Below are 2181 nucleotides of genomic sequence, written 5' to 3'. Positions count from 1 at the left end.
AGCGCCGGCCGGGGTGGGGGAGGGTGGTCTCACGGGCCGGTCGGGGTGGGTGGCTGGTGTTGGTGGTTTGTGGGTTGTTGGGGGGCGTCCACCCAGGCTTCGGCTACTGCGGTGCGGATGTCGTTGGCGTGGCGGGACAGGAGGTCGAGGGCCGCCAGGTTGTCGCGCCATTGGGAGGGGCGGCTTGCGCCGAAGAGGACGTTGGCCACGGTCGGGTTGGTCAGGCAGAAGGCGATTGCCAACTGGGCGGGGGTGGCGTCGAATTCGGCGGCGATCCGGGCCACCAGCGGGTACGAGTCGCGGATGCGGTCGCGGATGTTGTCCGGGTCGGCGCCGATCTTGCGTTGCGGGTACAGGTTGCCCGCCAGGATGCCGCCCTCCATGACGTCGGAGGCCTGCATGCCCAGTCCGTCCGCGAACAGTTGGGCGAAGGACTCGCCTTCGGGTACCGCGCGCCTGGCCAGGCTGTACTTGAGCTGCGCGAAGGTCGGCGCGGTCAGGCCCTCCGCGGCGGCGAACTCCTGTGCCCGCAGGATGTCCTCGGCCGGCCAGTTGTTGACGCCCCACGCGGTGAAGCGGCCCGCGGCGATCTGTTCGGCGACGTCGGTGACCACGGCGGGGACGTCGAGTTCGCCGAAGAAGTCGCCGACCACCACCAGGTCGGCCCGATCGGTGCCGATCCGGGTGAGCGAGACGTCCAGTTGCTCGGCGAAGCCGGCCCGCGGATACTCCCACAGCCACAACTTGCCGCACAGCAGGTAGTCCTCCCGGGCCAGTCCCGCCGCACGCACGGCCTGCCCGAAGACGATGTCGGTGCGGGCGTTCTCCGCGTGTGGACCCATGTTGTAGTGCGCGACGTCGAAGAGTTCGACGCCGTGGTCCACCGCGTCGCGGATCAGCGCCGCGGCGTCCGACATGCTCATGCGATCCCACGTGTTCCACGAGCCCAGGGCCAGTACGGGAACCTCGGGACCGTGCGCGCCGAGCCGACGACGCGGTACCGAACCGACGGACCCGCCGAGATCGGTGCTGTCGCGGGAAGCATCGGAACTGCCGGGGAAGAGCATCACGGATCCTCCAGGATCGGAACGGTCGGGCGTCGGGACGAAGATCGGTACTGTCGATGGCATCGGTAATCATATAGCATTCCAGATACCAACTCCCTGGCGTACAAGGAGATTCGATGTCAGTCCACTCGGACGCCGCAGGCTCGGCGGCCGCCGCCGGTCCCGGTCCCATCGTCGACGTTGCCATCGGCTACATGGCCGCCAAGCAATTGTTCGCGGCCAACGCGGCGGGCCTGTTCGCGGCCCTGGCCGACGGCCCCGCGTCGCTCGACGAGATCGCCGCCCGGACCGGCCTGCCGGCCCGTACCGCGCTCATCCTGTCCGACGCGATGCTCGCGCTGGGGCTCCTGGAGCGCGCGGCGGGGGGCTACACCAACTCGCCGAGCACCCGGCGCTACCTCAGCGGTTCCGGGGAGGACGTCGACCTGCGTCCGTTCCTGACCTTCCTGGACACCGTCAGTTATCCGCACTGGCTCGGCTTCGGTGAGACGTCGCGCACCGCGAAGCCGGCCCCGCTGGAGCTGGGCGGTGACCGGATGGAGGTCTTCCTGGGCGGCGTGATGACGTACAACGCGCTGCACGCGACGATGCTGGCCCGGGCCTACGACTTCGGCGCGCATCGACGTGTCCTGGACCTGGGCGGGCTTTCCGGTTCCTTCCTCGCCGAGGCGCTGCGCGAAAACCCGGACCTGACCGCTACGTTCGTGTCCGGCGGTGAGCTCGTCGGGCACGCCGAGGCGACCTTGGCCAAGGCCGGGGTCGAGGACCGGGTCGAGGTGCTGACCGGCGATCCGCTCGTGGACGACGTGCCCACAGGCTTCGACCTCGTGCTCCTGGAGCATGTCGTGCACCGCTTCGACGCCGAGCAGAACCGGCGCATCGTCGCGGCCGCGCACAAGGCCGCCGCGCCCGGCGCCCGGCTGTTGCTGCTCGACTTCTTCCTCGAACCCGACGGCGACCCGCGGCTGATCGACACGTTGCACGCGGGGGAGTACCTGGTCATCGACGGCACCGTGGTCTATCCGCGCACCGAGGTCGAGGAGTGGCTCACGTCGGCCGGTTGGCAGCCGGTGGACCTGCTCGAACTCCCGGGCAGCCCGCGCGTGATCGTGGC

The 2181-nt window shown here is 69.8% G+C and carries 2 protein-coding genes; one reads left to right on the top strand and one right to left on the bottom strand.

The genetic code is table 11. The features are described 5' to 3' along the window. Nucleotides 1-29: 29 nt before the first annotated feature. On the bottom strand, nt 30-1067 hold the full coding sequence (locus tag GT354_RS17995) for an aldo/keto reductase (RefSeq protein WP_161357323.1): 1038 nt from the start codon (nt 1065-1067) through the stop codon (nt 30-32). Nucleotides 1068-1183: 116 nt separating this feature from the next. Here GT354_RS17995 and GT354_RS17990 point away from each other — a divergent pair. Then, on the top strand, nt 1184-2181 hold a 998-nt coding region (locus GT354_RS17990), incomplete at its 3' end, for a methyltransferase (protein WP_161357322.1).

The sequence above is a fragment of the Streptomyces sp. SID3343 genome, from assembly GCF_009865215.1.
Lineage (GTDB): Bacteria > Actinomycetota > Actinomycetes > Streptomycetales > Streptomycetaceae > Embleya.
This window is presented reverse-complemented; position numbering and strand designations above follow the sequence as displayed.